Consider the following 16065-nt stretch of genomic DNA (forward strand, 5'->3'; position numbering starts at 1 on the left):
GTCAGGTCGGGTCGGTGTCGTGTGCGGAGTCCTTGCGCCCTGAGGCGCGCTCGGCCAGCGGGGCCTGCCGCTTGCGACCCAGCGGCGTGGCGTAGGCCTCGTCGTGCAGCTTCTGCCGGGTCTCCGGGTAGTGGGCGTCGAACGCCGGCCGGTTGGACCTGATCCGCGGGATCTCCACGAAGTTGTGCCGCGGCGGCGGTGAGGACGTCGCCCACTCCAGTGAGTTGCCGTGGCCCCAGGGGTCGTCGGTCAGCGCCGGCCGCCCGGACCGCCAGGACCGGCGGACGTTGTAGAGGAACGGGATCATCGACGACCCGAGCACGAACGAACCGATCGACGAGACCGTGTGCATCCAGGTGAAGTCGCCCCCGGCGTCGATGGCCAGGTAGTCGACGTAGCGGCGTGGCATGCCCTCGTTGCCGAGCCAGTGCTGCACCAGGAACGTGGTGTGGAAGCCGACGAAGGTCAGCCAGAAGTGCAGCTTCCCCAGCCGCTCGTCCATCATCCGGCCGGTCATCTTGGGGAACCAGAAGTAGATGCCGGCGAAGGCGGCGAACACGATGGTGCCGAACAGCACGTAGTGGAAGTGGGCCACCACGAAGTAGCTGTCGTTGACGTGCCAGTCCAGCGGCGGTGCCGCCAGCAGCACCCCGGTCAGCCCGCCCAGCAGGAAGGTGACCAGGAAGCCCACCGACCACAGCATCGGGGTCTCGAACGTGAGCTGCCCCCGCCACATCGTGCCGATCCAGTTGAAGAACTTGATCCCGGTCGGGACGGCGATGAAGTAGCTCAGCAGGCTGAAGAAGGGCAGCAGCACCGCACCGGTGGCGAACATGTGGTGCGCCCAGACGGTCAGCGACAGGAAGGTGATCGCGATCGTCGCGCCGACCATGCCCTTGTACCCGAACACCGGCTTGCGGGCGAAGACCGGGACGACCTCGGTGATGATGCCGAAGAAGGGCAGCGCCACGATGTAGACCTCGGGGTGCCCGAAGAACCAGAACAGGTGCTGCCAGAGCATCGGGCCGCTGTTGGCGGCGGTGAACACCTGTGCGCTCAGGTGCCGGTCGGCCAGCGCGGCCAGCAGCGCCGCGGTCAGGACCGGGAACGCGAAGAGCACCAGCAGGCTGGTGAACAGCATGTTCCAGGTGAAGATGGGCATCCGGAACATGGTCATGCCCGGGGCCCGCAGCGTGACGACGGTCGTGATGAGGTTGACCGAGACCAGGATGGTGCCCAGCCCGCTGACCACCAGGCCGGCGAACCACAGGTCGCCACCCACGCCGGGGCTGTGCGTCCCGGAGGACAACGGCTGGTAGGCGTACCAACCGAAGTCGGCGGCCCCGCCCGGGGTGAGGAACCCGGCCATCACGATCAGCCCGCCGAACAGGAAGAGCCAGTAGGAGAAGGCGTTCAGCCGCGGGAAGGCGACGTCCGGGGCGCCGATCTGCAGCGGCACCATCAGGTTCGCGAAGCCGAAGGCCAGCGGAGTGGCGAACAGCAGCAGCATCACCGTGCCGTGCATGGTGACCAGCTGGTTGTACTGCTCGGGTGACAGGAACTGCAGCCCGGGCCGGGCCAGCTCGCCGCGCATCAGCAGCGCCATGAGGCCCGCGGCCAGGAAGAAGCCGAACGAGGTGAACAGGTACATCTGGCCGATGACCTTGTGGTCGGTCGTGCGCAGCAGCGCCTGGAAGCGAGAGCCCCGGGAGGGCTGCTGCATGGTGTCGGTCGTCAGCCGGATCGGCGTCGGGCGCAGCGCGGTCACCGGGGGCTCCCCCCGGCACGCACGGCGGCCACGCCCAGCCGCTCCTGCCGCCGGCGAGCAGCGTCACAGGCCACCGGTCCTCCTCCGCGGACGATCGTTGCGGTGGGGTGCCTGGGCTGGGCACGAACGCAGCGCCCACGGTAGGGGCTCGGTGCCGATCCCGCCCTTCGCGTCCCGGAGCCGTCACGTCTTCGCCATGTGCTCGCGCGCCGCCCCGGCATCCCGCATCGGGGACGGCAGGCGACGGCCGGACGGCGCTGCCCACGTCCGGGCCGATCGCGGTCGGCCCACGGCCGGGTACTGCCGAGGGCCGACCGTCCAGCTGAGCGAGCGGTCAGCGGCGACGCAGCGCCGGGTCGGTGAGCGAGGGCGGCTGGTACCCGGCGTCGTCGGCCCGGACGTCGGTACCCGGCGGGACGATCGCGTCGATCGCGTCCAGCACCTCGTCGGACAGGACGACGTCGGCGGCGGGCAGCTGGCTGGTCAGCTGGTCCATCGTCCGCGGGCCGATGATCGCCGAGGTGACCCCGGGGTGCCGGATGGTGAAGGCGATCGCCAGCTCCACCAGGCTCAGCCCGTTGTCCTCGGCCAGCTGGGCCAGCGCGTCGGCGGCGTCCAGCTTGCGCTGGTTGACCGGGTCGGACAGGTCGTAGCGCGACCCCATCCGCCCGGCCCGGCTGCTCTCCGGCGCGTCCTGGCCCTTGCGCCACTTGCCCGACAGCCAGCCCCCGGCCAGCGGGCTCCACACCAGCGTGCCCATGCCGTACTGCTGGCAGACCGGCAGCACCTCGCGCTCGATGCCGCGCACCAGCAGCGAGTACGGCGGCTGCTCGGTGACGAACCGGCCGCTGTGCCGCTCACTCGCGGCCCACTGCGCCTGCACGATCTCCGAGGCCGGGAACGTCGAGGAGCCGAAGTAGCGGATCTTCCCGGCCCGCTGCAGATCGGTCAGCGCGTCGAGGGTCTCCTCGACGTCGGTGTCGGGGCTGGGCCGGTGGATCTGGTACAGGTCGATCCAGTCGGTCTGCAGCCGGCGCAGGCTGCTCTCCACCTCCTGCACCAGCCAGCGCCGGCTGTTGCCCTGCTGGTTGGGGTCCTCCCCCATCGCGCCGTGCGCCTTGGTGGCGAGGACGACGTGCTCGCGCCGTCCGCCGGCGAGCGCCTTGCCGACGATCTCCTCGGACTCGCCGGCCGAGTAGACGTCCGCGGTGTCGACGAAGTTGATCCCCGCGTCCAGCGCGGCGTGCACGATCCGGACGGAGTCCTCGTGGTCGGTGTTGCCCCAGGCGCCGAACATCATCGCCCCCAGGCAGAGCGGGCTGACCTTCACGCCGGTACGGCCGAGTGTGCGCATCTCCATGTCCGGGGCTTGTCCACGGCACGCCCCGCCCAACCCTCAGCAGCGGCCCGTCCCGCGGTCCCGCCGGACCGCCCCGGTGGCCAGCCGCCCCAGGACGGCGACCGGTCACCGGACCGTGGTGATCCGCCGGCCCCCCGCGCACCGCCGCCGACGGCTGCAGGGGCCAGCCAGCCCGGGTCAGCCCGGGCGGGCCGCGTGCCCGTGGCTGTGCCGATGGGCCTCGTGGTCGGCCTCGTGGTCGGCCTCGTGGTCGGCCTCGTGGTCGGCCTCGTCGTGCGCTCGGCCCTTGCCCTGGCCGCCCTCCCGGCCCGGCGCCCTGCCCTCCCGGCGGTCGTGCCGCCAGTCGAACGCCCCGATGACCAGCGCCGCGAGCGAGGCGGCCACGGCAACGCCGAGCGCCGCCGCGGCCGCCAGCGGGTACCGGTCGTCGGTGGCGCCGAGCACCAGGTAGAACAGCGCCGGCAGGGCCGCCGTCCCGATGGCACCGCCGAAGCGCTGGAAGGTCTGGAGGGCCCCACCGGCCGAGCCGGCCATCGCCACCGGCACGTCGCGCAGCGCGAGGGTGATGTTGGGCGAGATGACGAAGCCACCACCGATCCCACCCAGCAGCAGGGTGGGTGCGATCGCCCAGCCGGTGACCTCCGGCGGCACGGTGGCGATCACGATCGCCGTCCCGGACAGACCGAGCACGACGCCGGTCAAGCCGGCGACGGTCAGCGCCCGGCCGAACCGCTCGACCAGCCGGCCGGCCACCACCGCCGCGCTCGCCGAGCCCACCGCGAACGGCGTCACGGCCAGACCGGACTGCAACGGCGACCAGCCCAGCCCGGTCTGGAAGAACAGCGCGAAGGTGAGCCAGATGCCGCTGAAGCCGAGGAAGTAGACCGTGCCCAGCGCGACCCCGGGCGCGTAGCCGCGGGTGCTGGTGACCAGCCGCGGGTCGAACACCGGTTCCCCACCGCCCCGGACGACCCGCTGCTGCCAGCGGACGAACGCCACGAGCAGCACGATCCCGATCGGGAAGCACCACCACAGCCGCGCGAGGCCACCGGACTCCGCCTGCACCAGCGGCAGCAGCACGGTGAACGCACCGGCACCCAGCAGCAGGACCCCGGGGACGTCGATCCGGCCGTGCTCCTCCCCCGGCGGACGGCGCGGGATCAGCCGGACGGCGAGGACGAAGGCCAGCACCCCGATCGGCACGTTGACGTAGAAGATCCACCGCCACCCACCCGGCCCGGACGCGAGCGCCAGCAACACTCCGCCCAGCACCGGCCCGATCGCGGTGGAGATGCCGACGGTGGCGCCGAAGAACCCGAACGCCCGGCCGCGTTCGGCGCCGCGGAACAGCTGCTGGATCAGTGCGGAGTTCTGCGGGGCCAGGCAGCCGGCCGCCAGCCCCTGGGCGAGCCGGGCCGCGACGAGCAGCTCCGCGGACGGCGCAGCACCGGCAGCGGCGCTGCACAGCACGAACGCGACCAGCCCGATCAGGAACATCCGGCGCCGTCCGTAGGCGTCACCCAGCCGCCCGGCCGGGACGAGAGCCAGACCGAAGGTCAGCGCGTAGCCCGAGACCACCCACTGCACCGTGGCCGGGGAGGTGCCCAGGTCCGACCGCAGCGACGGCAGCGCGACCGAGACGATGCTGACGTCCAGCAGGGTCATGAACCCGACGACCAGCGTCACCCACAGTGCATGCCAGCGCCGCGGGTCCTGCCCCTCGGGCGCCGGCGCGCTGTCGGCCGGGGGGTCCTGGTGGGCAGGGGGGCTCTCGGCGGCCAGGACGTCCTCCCGGGACGGCTCGGGGTGCTGGGTCTCAGCGGGCACTGCCCAGCCCGCCCGCCGACCAACCACGCCGGACGGCGGCACCGACCGTCTCCGGGGGTGAGCCCGGGCGGCGGGGGTAGAGGGTCCGGGCGGGCTGCCGAGAACCGGGCGGCCCGGCTGTTCGGCAGGAGGCTCCGCCCATGACCTGGATCATCGTCTTCACCGTGCTGGTCGTGATCATCGCCGCCGTGTGGATCGGCAACACGATCCGCTGGACCCGGCAGAACAACATGCTCGCCCGGAAGAGCCCTCGACTGTTCGACCCCGGCCACGAGGACCAGCGCCGGCGCAACCGGTAGCCCGGCGTCCCCCACGGCTGCCGCGCCCACCCGTCACGAGGCTCGATCCGGGGGCCATGTCGGCCGACATGACCAGAGCCGGCGGCCATGTCGGCCAACCTGACCGGAGCCGGCGGTCATGTCGGCCAACATGGCCGGAGCCGGCGGACACGGACGGGCAGGCGGCCGTGTCCGCCGGCGTGGCGGGGTGCGTCAGGCGGCTTCGCCGGCGGTGCCGAAGGCCCGCCGGACGTGCCGGGCGGCCTCCTGCTGGGCCTGCTCGGCCTTGTCCAGCACGGCGGCGGCCCCGAAGAACTCGTGCATGACGCCCTCGTAGTGCCGGTGCGTGGTCTGCACGCCGGCCGCCTCGAGGTCCTGCGCGAACTGCTGCCCCTGGCTGCGCAGCACGTCCCGCTCGGCGGTGATCACCAGCGTCGGCGGCATGACCGCCCGCTGCTCCGGCGTCCAGTCCAGCAGCGCGACCCGCGGGTCGGTGGCCGCCTCGGGCTTGCCCTGGAAGGCGTGCATGGCCATCCAGGACAGCAGCGGCCGGTCCAGCGGCCGGGCGTCGGCGGCGTCGGTCATCGAGTCACCGAACTGCTCGCCGGTGGTCAGCGGGTACACGCAGACCTGCGCGCGAGGCATCGGCTCACCGGCCTGCGCCAGCTGCAGCGAGGTGGCCGCAGCCATGGTGCCGCCGACCGACTCGCCGCCGATGGCCATCCGCGCCGGGTCCCCGCCCATCTGGGCGGCGTTGAGCACCAGCCAGCGCCAGGCGGTGAGCACGTCGTCGTGCGCGGCCGGGAACACCGCCTCGGGCGCCCGCCGGTAGTCCGGGGAGACGACGATCGCGCCGGTCTTGTTCGCCATCGCCCGGCAGGAGGCGTCGTAGGTGTCGACGTCGAAGAGCACCCAGCCACCGCCGTGTACCCACATGAGCACCGGCAGCGGCCCGACGCCCGGCTCGGCCGGGGTGTAGACGCGCAGGGTCTGCTCGCCGCCCGTGCCGTCGGGGATGCGCAGGTCCTGCACCGAGCCGACCGGTTCCGGGCCCTCGATCCCCCGGTCGGCCAGCACCTTCTTCACCGCGTCGTCCGGGCCGGGCTGCTTGCGGGCCTGGTCGGGGGTGAGGATCTCGAAGGGCAGCGGGCCGAGCGAGGAGTGCGCGTCGACGATCGCCTGCGCCTGCGGGTCGAGCAGCCCGCTGGCGTCGGTGGCCAGCTCCTTCTGCTTGCCCGAGACCATGTCCCGCACCTGGTCCAGCGGCTTGGCCAGCATGCCGGCGATCCGCTCGGCGAGGCCCTCGCTGGGGGCGTTCGGGTGCGGCCGGGTCGGGGCCTGCCGCTTGGCGGCGAGGAACTGCTCGCCGAGCTCGGCCATCCGCGCCGGGCCGGCCTTCGACCGGAACTCCGGCAGCTCCTCGCCCTCCTCGTCGTCCACGTGGTGCCTGGTGACGCCGATGAGGCTGCTCAGCGCCTCCTCGAACTCCGGCTGGCCGGGCTCGGTGCGGCCCAGGACGACGAGCAGCTCCTTGATCTGCTGGTGCTCGTGCTCGGCGTCGTCGTGCTCGTCGGTCATCCCGATCTCGGTCCAGATCGGGTAGAGCACGGTCTCCTCGGCGAAGGCGTGCGCTGCGAGCTCGAAGGACACCTGGTCCACCAGCACACGGCGGTTGCCGCGGCCGGCCTCCAGGTGCTGGAACTGCCGCTCGACGACGGCGTGGTCGTCGGCGATCAGGTGGTCGATGTCGCCGGGCTGGGTGGGGTAGCTCAGGGCCACGGGGCCTCCTCGGTTATCGAGGGCAGGGCGCCTGGTCTCGGCGCCCGTCGGTTCCGTTGCGCCCTACCCGTCGACCGGGGAGGCACACCCTCCGGCCGGCCATCCGGCGAACGGGGGGCAACGGGTGGCGCGCCGGCGCGTGGCGGCCTTGATCGCGGTCGCCGACGTGGAGTACGAAGACGCCATCGACCACGACACACCGGGAGGGGTCACGGACTCCGCACCCCGCGCCCGAGCCCTGTCCAGGTACCCCGTCCCCACCCCGCGCCCGCCGGTCGGTGGCCGTTCCGGTGCCGGGGTGCGTGCGCGTGCCCGCGCCTGGACCGGGCGGTTGATGGCCCGGCGGATCCAGAAGAAGGGCATCGACCTCTCGACGCTGTCCTTCATCCCGGAGCCCACCAAGGTGCCGCTGCAGCGGACCGGCACCGAGCCGGTGCCCCGGCTGGCCGAGCTGCGCGCCACCGACCCGGTGCACCGGCTCGAGCTGCCCTTCGACTTCTCGGTCTACCTGATCACCGGCGCCGAGCACGTGCGCACCGTGCTGGCCGACCGGGACAGCTGGAGCAACGACATCCGGCACCTGCTGCCCGGCACCGGCGGAGCCAGCGCCGACGACATCGGCGGCCTCGGCTTCACCGACCCGCCGCTGCACACCCGGCTGCGCAAGATCATCACGCCGGAGTTCACGATGCGCCGGCTGGCCCGCCTCGAGCCGCTGATCGAGGCGCGGGTGCAGCGGCAGCTCGACGTGCTGGCCGCCGCCGGGCCGACGGCCGACCTGGCCAAGCTGCTGTCCTTCCCGGTGCCGTTCCAGACCATCTGCGACCTGCTGGGCCTGGAGCTCGACGACCGCGACGCCTTCGCCCGGCTCGGGGTGCAGCGCTTCGACATCACCACCGGCGCCGCGGCCGCCTTCGGCGCGGTCTCCGAGCAGCGCGAGTTCCTCTTCGAGGCGGTGGCCCGCCAGCGCCGGGAGCCCGGCCCCGGGCTGATCGGCCAGATCATCCGCGAGGAGGGCGAGGCCATCTCCGACGTCGACCTCGCCGGCCTCGCCGACGGGGTGTTCACCGGCGGCTACGAGACCACCGCCGGGATGATCTCGCTGAGCACCATCGTGCTGCTCGGTGACCCGGCCAGCGCGGCGCTGGTCCGCGACGGTTCCCGCAAGGACGTCGACCGGGTGGTCGAGGAGCTGCTGCGCCACCTGTCGGTGGTCCAGATGGCCTTCCCGCGGTTCGCCCGCCGGGACATGGACCTCTTCGGCACCCCGCTGAGGGCCGGGGACGTCGTGCTCGCCTCGCTCAGCGGCGCCAACCGCGACCCGCGGTCCGCCGGCGCCTCCCCCGACGACTTCGACCCGGCCCGGGTGCCCACCAGCGGCCACCTGGCCTTCGGGCACGGCATCCACCGGTGCATCGGCGCCGAGCTGGCCCGGATGGAGCTGCGCATCGTGCTGCCCGCGCTGCTGCGCCGCTTCCCCGACCTGGCGCTGGCGGTGCCGCCGCAGGAGCTGGCGTTCCGCGAGCTGTCCTTCGTCTACGGCATCGACGAGCTGCCGGTCACCTTCTGACGGCGGTGCGGCTCCCCGGCCGGGGGCCGCACCGCACGCTCAGTCCAGCGCCGGCAGCAGCTTGTCCAGCGTGACCGGCAGGTGGCGCACCCGCACGCCGGTGGCGGCGTGCACGGCGTTGACCACCGCGGCCGCCGTGCCGACGATGCCGATCTCACCGATCCCCTTGCTGCCCATCGCGTTCACGTAGGGGTCGTGCTCGTCGATCCAGTGGGCCTCGATCTCGCCGACGTCGGCGTTGACCGTGATGTGGTACTCGGCCAGGTCGTGGTTGGCGACCTGCCCGATCCGCGGGTCCCAGGCGCTGGTCTCGTGCAGCGCCATGGACAGGCCCATGGTCATCCCGCCGATCAGCTGGGACCGCGCCGTGCGTGGGTTGATCACCCGGCCGACCCCGAAGACGCCGAGCAGCCGCGGCACCCGGATCTCCCCGGTGTCGGCGTTGACCCGGGCCTCGACGAACTGGGCGCCGAACGCGTACGGCGAGTGGGTGTCGTCCTGCGCGGCCTGGTCGACGTCCCCGCTGGCCTCGTCGCCGTCCCGCGGGTCGGCGCCGAACTTGGTGCGGAACTCCCGGGCCGCGACGACCAGCGCCGAGCCCCAGGTGTTGGTGCCCGAGGAGCCGCCGGCCACCGAGGCGGTCGGGTAGCGGGTGTCGCCGATCCGGACGTCGACGTCGGCCACGTCGACCCCGAGAGCGTCGGCGGTGATCTGCGGCAGGATCGTCCAGGCGCCGGTGCCGAGGTCCGCGGCGCCGATCTCGGCGACGTACCGGCCGTCCTCGAACCGTACGTTCGCCGTCGAGGTGGCCTGCCGCATCGTCGGGTAGACCGAGGAGGCGACGCCGGTGCCGACCAGCCAGTCGCCGTCCCGGTGCGCCCGTCGCCCGGACCAGCCGAACCGCTCGGCGCCCTCGCGCAGGCAGCGCACCAGGTTGCGGCTGGACCACGGCTTCCCGGTCTCCGGGTCGACCTCGGGCTCGTTGCGCACGCGCAGCTCGACCGGGTCGATGCCCAGCTCCTCGGCCAGCTCGTCCATCGCCACCTCGGGGCCGAACATGCCCGGGCACTCCCCCGGCGCGCGCATCCACGACGGGATCGGCACGTCCAGCGCGGCCAGCCGGTGGGTGGTCCGCCGGTTGGGCGAGGCGTACATCATCCGGGTGGGCACCCCGGTCTGCTCCGCGAACTCCTTGATCCGCGACGTCTGCTCGACCACGTCGATGGCGATCGCGGACAGCCGGCCGCGGGAGTCGGCGGCCAGCTGCATCCGCTGGATCGTCGGGGTGCGGTAGCCGGCCAGGAAGAACATCTGCTGCCGGGTGAGCGCCAGCTTCACCGGCCGGCCGGGCACCGCGCGGGCGGCCAGCGCGGTGAGCATCACGTTGGCGTGCGGCAGCCCCTTCGAGCCGAACCCACCGCCGACGTACGGGCAGACGACCCGCACCTGCTCCTGCTGCAGCCCGAACACCTGGCACACCGCGGCCCGGTCGGGGTGCACGCCCTGGGTGGAGTCCCACAGGGTCAGGAACCCGTCGCCGGCCGGGTCCCACAGGCCGGTCGTGGCGTGCGGCTCGAGCGGGTTGTTGTGGTACATCGCGGTCGAGTAGGTGCGCTCCAGGGTGACCTCCGCGGAGGCCATCGCCGCGGCGACGTCGCCCTCGGCAGTGTCGGTCTCGTGCCCGGCGTTCACCTGCGCCGGCGCGTAGAGGTCCGGCCGGTCGGCCGACAGCTCCGAGTCGTGCGGCTGCTCGTCGTAGCGGACGGCGATGCCGTCGGCCACCTCCCGGGCGAGCTCGGAGGTCTCGGCGACCACCACCCCGATCAGCTGCCCGCGGAAGCCGACGTCCTGCCCCTGCAGCACGGCGTACTCCGCGTCCTCGGTGCTGGCCAGCCGTTCGGCGTTGAACGGGGTGAGCACCGCCAGGACGCCGTCCAGCGCCTCGGCCGCGGCGGTGTCCATCGCGGTGACCCGGCCCCGGGCGATCGTGGCCGTCACCGGGTGGGCGAAGGCGGGGTGCTCGACCGGGGTCTCGTAGGCGTAGGTCGCGGTGCCGCGGACCTTCGCCTCGCCGTCCCGGCGGACCAGGTCCTGGCCGATGGCGCGCGGCTGCAGCAGGTCGGTCATGACTGCTCCTCCGGGAGAAGGCCCCGCACGGTGGCGAGCACGGTGCGGGCCACGAGCGGGATCTTGAAGCCGTTGCCGCTGTCGATCCCCGGCTGCGGCTGGGCGGCGGCCAGTTCGGCGGCGACGGCGGCCCGGACGGCGTCCTCGGTCAGCTGCTGCCCGCGGAGCACCTCCTCGGCCCGGGTGGCCCGCCACGGCTTGTGCGCCACCCCGCCCAGGGCCAGCCGGAGCTCGCCGTCCGGCGTCACGACCGCGGCCACCGAGACCAGCGCGAAGGCGTAGGAGGCCCGGTCACGGACCTTGCGGTAGGCCGACCGGGTGCCGGCCGGCAGCGCGGGCAGGTCGATGGCGGTGATCAGCTCACCGTGCTCGAGCACGGTGTCGCGGGACGGGTCGTCACCCGGCAGCCGGTGCAGCTCGGGAAACGGGACGGTCCGCTCCCCCGCCGGGCCGAGCACCTGCACCTGTGCGTCGAGCGCGGCCAGCGCGACGGCCATGTCCGAGGGGTGGGTGGCGATGCAGGTCTCCGGGGCGTTCGGGTCCGGCAGCGCGGCCGGCGTCCCGAGCACGGCGTGGTAGCGGGTGTAGCCCCCGACCGCGCTGCAGCCGCTGCCCGGCTCGCGCTTGTTGCACGGGGTGGTCACGTCCTGGAAGTAGACACAGCGGGTGCGCTGCAGCGGGTTGCCGGCCGTGGTGGCCATGTTGCGCAGCTGGCCGGTCGCCCCGGCCAGCAGCGCCTGGGCCAGCACCGGGTACCGCTCCCGCACCCGCGGGTCGGCGGCGACCTGGCTGTTGGTCGAGGCCGCGCCCAGCCGCAGCCCGCCGCCGGGGAGGTCGGTCACTTCGCGGGAGGTGAGCGTGCGGACGTCGACCACCAGGTCGGGCCGGGCGACGCCGAGGCGGAGGTGGTCGACCAGGTTCGTGCCCCCGCCCAGGAACACGGCGTTCGGCTCGGCGGCGACGTCCCGCACGGCCTCGGCGACGTCCCCGGGCCGGGCGTAGGCGAACGGCTTCACCGGGCACCGCCGGCCTGCTGCACGGCGGGGGTGATGTTCACGTAGGCGGCGCAGCGGCAGAGGTTGCCGCTCATCCGCTCGGCGACCTCGTCATGGGTCATCTCCGGACGGCCGGTGAGGTCCTCGGTGACGTGGCTGGGCCAGCCGCGCTCGAACTCGTCGATCACGCCGACCGCCGAGCAGACCTGCCCGGGGGTGCAGTAGCCGCACTGGAAGGCGTCCTGCTCGAGGAACGCCTGCTGCACCGGGTGCAGCTCCCCGGCCGGGGCGAGCCCGTCGGCGGTGGTGACCTCCGCCCCGTCGTGCGCCACGGCCAGCGCCAGGCAGCTCAGCGCGCGTTCGCCGTCCAGGAGGATCGTGCAGGCGCCGCACTGACCGTGGTCGCAGCCCTTCTTCGGGCTGGTGTTGCCCAGCCGTTCGCGCAGTGCGTCCAGCAGCGAGGTGCGGGTGTCGACCGTGAGCCGGCGCGCCTCGCCGTCGACCTGGAGGGTGATCTCGGCGTCCATGGCGCCCGCTTGCCCAGCCGCCGGGACCGGCGAAACCCGACCCGGCGCGGCGCCCGGGACGCAACGTGACCGACGCCGCACCCCGGTGAACGCCTGGCAGCATGAGGATGGACGGGTCGGGTACTCCCCGGCCGGACAGGGCGACGCGCATGGAAGAGTCGACCCCCCTCGAGGACTGGACTGCCCATGCTTGGAAACGCCACGCACCGCTTCACCAACACCAGCGTGCTGACCGTGCAGACGGCCGACGCATCGCAGGTGATCACCTCCGACGCGCTCGACGAACGGCTGGCCGACACCTACAAGCGGGTCGGGCTGCGCCCGGGCCTGCTGGAACGCCTCGCCGGCATCCAGGAGCGCCGCTGGTGGGCCGACGGGGTCACCTTCGTCGACGGTGCGGCGATGGCCGGTGCCAAGGCGATCAGCGAGAGCGGGGTCGACCCGGCCGACATCGGCCTGATGGTCAACACCTCGGTGAGCCGCAAGCACCTGGAGCCCTCCACCGCGGTGGCCGTGCACCACGCCCTGGGCCTGCCGCGCTCGGCGCAGAACTTCGACGTCACCAACGCCTGCCTGGGCTTCGTCAACGGCATGGAGCTGGCGGCCGCGATGATCGACTCGGGGATGGTGGACCACGCCCTGGTGGTGAACGGCGAGGACGCCCGCACGGTGCAGGAGCGCACCATCGAGCGGCTCAACCAGCCCGACACCACCGCCCGCGACGTGATCGCCCAGTTCGCCACCCTGACCCTCGGGTCGGGCGCGGTGGCGATGGTGCTCGGCCGCTCCGACCAGCACCCCGAGGGCCACCGGCTGGTCGGCTCGGTCAGCCGGGCCGGCACCGAGCACCACGAGCTGTGCATCGGCGACAACGACATGATGCGCACCGACCTCAAGGGCCTGCTGGACGCCGGCCTCGAGCTGTCGATGGACATGTGGACCGAGGCCGCCGGGGAGTTCGACTGGCAGCGCGGCATGGACCGCTATGTCATCCACCAGGTCTCCAAGGTGCACACCGCGGCGATGTGCGAGCGGTTCGGCATCGACGAGTCGCGGGTGCCCAAGACCTTCCCGACCCGGGGCAACCTCGGCCCGGCGTCGGTGCCGTTCACCCTCGCCGGCATCCAGGACGAGCTCGTGGACGGCGACCGGGTGCTGCTGATGGGCATCGGCTCGGGCCTGAACGCCTCCTGCCTCGAGATCGCCTGGTGACCGACACCTCCTCCGCAGCCGGCGACCTGCCGCCCGGCCTCCCCGGGCTCGACCCGGCCTGGTCCCGCCGGGTGACCGTCGCCGACGCCACCGGCACCAAGCACGAGTGGCACGTGCTGGACAACGGCGTCCGCGAGCCGGTGGGCACGCTGCTCTGCGTCCACGGCAACCCCACCTGGTCCTACCTCTGGCGCCGGCTGCTGGCCGCCGCGCCGCCCGGCTGGCGGGTCATCGCCCCCGACCAGCTCGGCATGGGCTTCTCCGAGCGGCTGCCCGAGCTGCGGCCGCTGGCGCAGCGGGTCGCCGACCTCGGTGACCTGACCGCGGCCCTCGGCGTCACCGGCCCGGTCATCACCGTCGGCCACGACTGGGGCGGGGTCATCTCGCTGGGCTGGGCGCTGGCCCACCGCGAGCAGCTGCGCGGGGTGGTGCTCGGCAACACCGCGGTGGCCATGCCCCCCGGTGACCTGGGCCCGGCGCTGATCCGGCTGGCGCACGCCCCCGGCGTGCGGCCGGCCGCCACCGTCGGCACCCCGCTGTTCGTCCGCGCCACGACCGCGCTCTCCTGGCCGCCGCTGCCGGCCGAGGTGCGGGACGCCTTCGCCGCGCCCTACCGGACGGCGGAGCGCCGGCGCTCGGTCGGGGACTTCGTCGCCGACATCCCCTTCGCCCCCGGCCACCCCTCCCGCGCCGCCCAGGAGGCGATCGCCGAGGGCATCCGCGACCTCGACGTCCCGGCGCTGCTGCTGTGGGGGCCGCGCGACCCGGTGTTCGGCGAGCGCTACCTGGCCGACCTGCGCGAGCGGCTGCCGCAGGCGCAGCTGCACCGCTACGAGGGCGCCTCGCACCTGCTGCCCGAGGACGCCCCGCAGTACGCCAGGGCCATCGCACAGTGGGTCCTCGACCTCGACAGCGACCGCGCCGTGCCCCGGCCGGCCGCGGACGTCCCCGGCCGGCACCCGTGGTCGGCCCTGGCCGACCGGGCAGCAGACGACTCCCCCGCCGTCGTCGAGGTCGGTGGGTCCACGACCGGGACCGGCACGGACGGAGGCGGCTGGGTCACCGGCGGCATGGTCAGCTGGGCCGGGCTGCACCGGCGGGTGGAGCGGCTCGCGGCCGGCCTCGCCGCCGCTGGGGTCCGCCCCGGCGACCGGGTCGGGCTGCTGGTCGAGCCCTCGGCCGACCTGACCGCGAGCGTCTACGCCGTGTGGCGGGCCGGCGGGGTGATCGTCGTCGCCGACAAGGGCCTCGGGCTGGCCGGCATGCGCCGGGCGCTGCGCAGCGCCGGCGTGCGGCACGTCATCGGCGGCGCCCCGGGGCTCGCCGCCGCCCGGCTCATGGGCCTGCCCGGGTCCCGGATCGCCGCGGGGGTCGACCGGCGAGCCGCCCGCGCGCTCGGCGCCCGGCACACCCTCGCCGGGCTGGAGCAGCTCGGCGCCACCGCCGCCCCGCCGGTGGAGACCGACGTCGACGCCGACTGCGCCGTGCTCTTCACCTCCGGGGCGACCGGGCCGGCCAAGGGCGTGGTCTACACCCAGCGCCAGGCCGTGGCCCAGCTCGAGCTGGTGCGCACCGCCTACGGCCTGACTCCCGACGACCGGCTCGTCGCGGCTTTCGCGCCGTTCGCCCTCCTCGGCCCGGCCCTGAGCATCGGCTCGGTCGTGCCCGACGTCGACGTGACCGCGCCGGGCACGCTCACCGCCTCCAAGCTGGCCGACGCGGTCGCCGCGGTCGGCGGCACCGTCGTCTTCGCCTCCCCGGCCGCGCTGCGGCGGGTGGTGGCCACCGCCGGCGAGCTCACCGCGGCCCAGCGGACCGCGCTGGGTGGGGTGCGACTGCTGATGTCGGCCGGTGCCCCCGTGCCCCTCCTGCTGCTGCAGCAGCTGCGGGAGGTGCTGCCCGCCGCCGAGGCACACACCCCCTACGGCATGACCGAGGCGCTGCCGGTCACCGACGTCTCCGCCGCCGAGATCGAGGCCGCGGGCACCGGCAACGGCGTCTGCGTCGGGCGTCCGCTGCCCGGCGTCGAGGTGCGGGTCAGCCCGCTGACCGGCACCGGCACCGCCGACGGGCCGCTCACCGACGCCCCCGGCACCACCGGCGAGATCGCCGTGCGGGCCGCGCACGTCAAGGACCGGTACGACGCGCTGTGGGCCACCGAGCGCGCGGCCTCCCGCGAGCCGGGCTGGCACCGCACCGGCGACGTGGGGCACCTGGACGGCGCAGGCCGGCTGTGGATCGAGGGCCGGCTCCCACACGTGGTGAGCACCGCCGCCGGGGTGGTGACGCCGGTGGGCGTCGAGCAGCGGGTGGAGCAGCTGACCGGCGTCTCTGCCGCTGCGGTCGTCGGCGTCGGGCCGGCCGGCACCCAGGCGGTCGTCGTGGTGGTCGTCCCGGTCACCGGGGCGCCGCGGCGTGGTCACGCCGTCGCCGACCCGGAGCTCGCCGACGTGGTGCGCGCCGCGGCCGGCGTCGAGGTCGCCGCGGTGCTGGTGACCGGCGCGCTGCCGGTCGACATCCGGCACCAGTCGAAGGTCGACCGGCGTGCCGTGGCCCGGAAGGCCGCCCGCACGCTGGCCGGCTCGGGGTCGCGCCGGGCATGAGGGCCGGGCGCAGCAGGGC

The 16065-nt window shown here is 74.1% G+C and carries 11 protein-coding genes; 4 read left to right on the plus strand and 7 right to left on the minus strand.

Features of this window, described 5'->3' with window-relative positions:
- Position 1 precedes the first annotated feature (1 nt).
- From ctaD to Q1A09_RS01880, 3 genes are all read right to left on the minus strand, one after another.
- The gene (ctaD, locus tag Q1A09_RS01870) at positions 2 to 1723 is read right to left on the minus strand and encodes a cytochrome c oxidase subunit I (protein ID WP_299952061.1); all 1722 of its coding nucleotides are present in this window, start codon (positions 1721 to 1723) and stop codon (positions 2 to 4) included.
- Between the two features lie 379 nt (positions 1724 to 2102).
- The gene (locus tag Q1A09_RS01875) at positions 2103 to 3128 is read right to left on the minus strand and encodes an aldo/keto reductase (RefSeq protein WP_299951430.1); all 1026 of its coding nucleotides are present in this window, start codon (positions 3126 to 3128) and stop codon (positions 2103 to 2105) included.
- A 177-nt stretch (positions 3129 to 3305) separates the two neighbouring features.
- The gene (locus Q1A09_RS01880) at positions 3306 to 4955 is read right to left on the minus strand and encodes an MFS transporter (protein WP_299951433.1); all 1650 of its coding nucleotides are present in this window, start codon (positions 4953 to 4955) and stop codon (positions 3306 to 3308) included.
- Between the two features lie 140 nt (positions 4956 to 5095).
- Between Q1A09_RS01880 and Q1A09_RS01885 the strand changes: the two genes are divergently transcribed.
- Entirely contained in the window at positions 5096 to 5254 is a 159-nt protein-coding gene (locus Q1A09_RS01885) for a hypothetical protein (protein ID WP_299951436.1), read from the plus strand.
- 192 nt (positions 5255 to 5446) lie between these two features.
- Here the strand turns inward: Q1A09_RS01885 and Q1A09_RS01890 are convergent, their stop codons facing one another.
- A complete protein-coding gene (locus Q1A09_RS01890) occupies positions 5447 to 7012 on the minus strand; it encodes an alpha/beta hydrolase fold domain-containing protein (RefSeq protein ID WP_299951439.1) in 1566 nt (521 codons plus the stop codon).
- A 298-nt stretch (positions 7013 to 7310) separates the two neighbouring features.
- Between Q1A09_RS01890 and Q1A09_RS01895 the strand changes: the two genes are divergently transcribed.
- Positions 7311 to 8582, plus strand: a complete 1272-nt coding sequence (locus tag Q1A09_RS01895) for a cytochrome P450 (RefSeq protein ID WP_299951442.1) — start codon at positions 7311 to 7313, stop codon at positions 8580 to 8582.
- A 39-nt stretch (positions 8583 to 8621) separates the two neighbouring features.
- On the opposite strand, the gene Q1A09_RS01900 is transcribed toward Q1A09_RS01895, so the two are convergent.
- The 3 genes from Q1A09_RS01900 to Q1A09_RS01910 are packed head-to-tail and all read right to left on the minus strand — an operon-like array spanning position 8622 to position 12231.
- Positions 8622 to 10709, minus strand: a complete 2088-nt coding sequence (locus Q1A09_RS01900) for a xanthine dehydrogenase family protein molybdopterin-binding subunit (protein ID WP_299951445.1) — start codon at positions 10707 to 10709, stop codon at positions 8622 to 8624.
- Positions 10706 to 11725, minus strand: coding sequence for a xanthine dehydrogenase family protein subunit M (locus tag Q1A09_RS01905; RefSeq protein ID WP_299951448.1), 1020 nt, complete (start codon positions 11723 to 11725; stop codon positions 10706 to 10708). The genes Q1A09_RS01900 and Q1A09_RS01905 overlap by 4 nt, the downstream gene beginning before the upstream one ends.
- A complete protein-coding gene (locus Q1A09_RS01910) occupies positions 11722 to 12231 on the minus strand; it encodes a 2Fe-2S iron-sulfur cluster-binding protein (RefSeq protein ID WP_299951451.1) in 510 nt (169 codons plus the stop codon). Before Q1A09_RS01910 ends, Q1A09_RS01905 begins: the two co-directional genes overlap by 4 nt.
- Before the next feature lie 186 nt (positions 12232 to 12417).
- Between Q1A09_RS01910 and Q1A09_RS01915 the strand changes: the two genes are divergently transcribed.
- Positions 12418 to 13443: a 3-oxoacyl-ACP synthase III gene (locus Q1A09_RS01915; protein ID WP_299951454.1), complete on the plus strand. Its 1026-nt coding sequence runs from the start codon at positions 12418 to 12420 to the stop codon at positions 13441 to 13443.
- Positions 13440 to 16046, plus strand: coding sequence for an alpha/beta fold hydrolase (locus Q1A09_RS01920; protein ID WP_299951457.1), 2607 nt, complete (start codon positions 13440 to 13442; stop codon positions 16044 to 16046). The genes Q1A09_RS01915 and Q1A09_RS01920 overlap by 4 nt, the downstream gene beginning before the upstream one ends.
- Positions 16047 to 16065 lie beyond the last annotated feature (19 nt).

This window comes from uncultured Modestobacter sp. (assembly GCF_947486615.1).
Taxonomy (GTDB): Bacteria; Actinomycetota; Actinomycetes; order Mycobacteriales; family Geodermatophilaceae; genus Modestobacter.

Coding starts and splice junctions, on each gene's coding strand:
- ctaD (WP_299952061.1), bottom strand. CDS start 1,723: ATGCAGCAGCCCTCCCGGGGCTCTCGCTTCCAGGCGCTGCTGCGCACG.
- Q1A09_RS01875 (WP_299951430.1), bottom strand. CDS start 3,128: ATGGAGATGCGCACACTCGGCCGTACCGGCGTGAAGGTCAGCCCGCTC.
- Q1A09_RS01885 (WP_299951436.1), top strand. CDS start 5,096: ATGACCTGGATCATCGTCTTCACCGTGCTGGTCGTGATCATCGCCGCC.
- Q1A09_RS01910 (WP_299951451.1), bottom strand. CDS start 12,231: ATGGACGCCGAGATCACCCTCCAGGTCGACGGCGAGGCGCGCCGGCTC.
- Q1A09_RS01915 (WP_299951454.1), top strand. CDS start 12,418: ATGCTTGGAAACGCCACGCACCGCTTCACCAACACCAGCGTGCTGACC.
- Q1A09_RS01900 (WP_299951445.1), bottom strand. CDS start 10,709: ATGACCGACCTGCTGCAGCCGCGCGCCATCGGCCAGGACCTGGTCCGC.